The organism is Pseudoxanthomonas sangjuensis (assembly GCF_010211755.1).
Lineage (GTDB): Bacteria > Pseudomonadota > Gammaproteobacteria > Xanthomonadales > Xanthomonadaceae > Pseudoxanthomonas_A > Pseudoxanthomonas_A sangjuensis.
The window spans coordinates 1-565 of the sequence record NZ_PDWR01000066.1 but is presented as its reverse complement, the minus strand read 5'-3'; the positions used below and the strand labels follow the sequence as shown (position 1 = coordinate 565).

General features: G+C 52.9%; 1 protein-coding gene and 1 pseudogene. Both read right to left on the bottom strand.

Going from position 1 to position 565, the window contains the following annotated elements; all coding sequences use genetic code 11:
• Positions 1–123, bottom strand: a 123-nt coding sequence (locus CSC71_RS15320; protein WP_211368069.1) for a prophage tail fiber N-terminal domain-containing protein, incomplete at its 3' end; no start/stop codon positions are given.
• A gap of 64 nt (positions 124–187) precedes the next feature.
• Positions 188–565: pseudogene (lom, locus tag CSC71_RS15315) on the bottom strand (outer membrane beta-barrel protein Lom); the annotation flags it as partial.

The following is a 565-nucleotide window of genomic DNA, read 5'->3' as shown; positions in this document are numbered from 1 at the left end:
CTCTGAGCCCACCGTGTTCACCACCACCGTGGTGCTGTTACGTCTGGCTTTCAGCTGAATGGTGCAGTTCTGTACCGGTTTTCCTGTGCCGTCTTTCAGGACTCCTGAAATCTTTACTGCCATATTCACCCCCCAAAAAAGCCCACCTGTTCCGGCGGGCTGTCATAACACTGTGTTACCTGGCTAATCAGAATTTATAACCGACCCCAACGATGAATCCGTCAGTACGCCAGTCGCCACTGCCGGAGCCTTCATAAGCAATATCAACAACGACGGACGCTGCCGGATTAATCTGTATACCTGCACTCCACGCCACTGAGGTATGCCGCATTGCACTTTCGTCCCTGGCAGTGGTCGTCTCTTTCATATACCCGGGAGTGATTTCCGTCTTACGGTAATCCATTGTACTGCCGGACCACCGACTGTGAGCCACTCCGGCCATGGCGTACGCACTGACCTGCTTACTGATTTGTAAAACCGGTACGGCCATCACGCTCACATAACGTCCACGCAGGCTCTCATAGTGAAACGTATCCTCCCCGGTCATCACTGTGCTGCTCTTTTT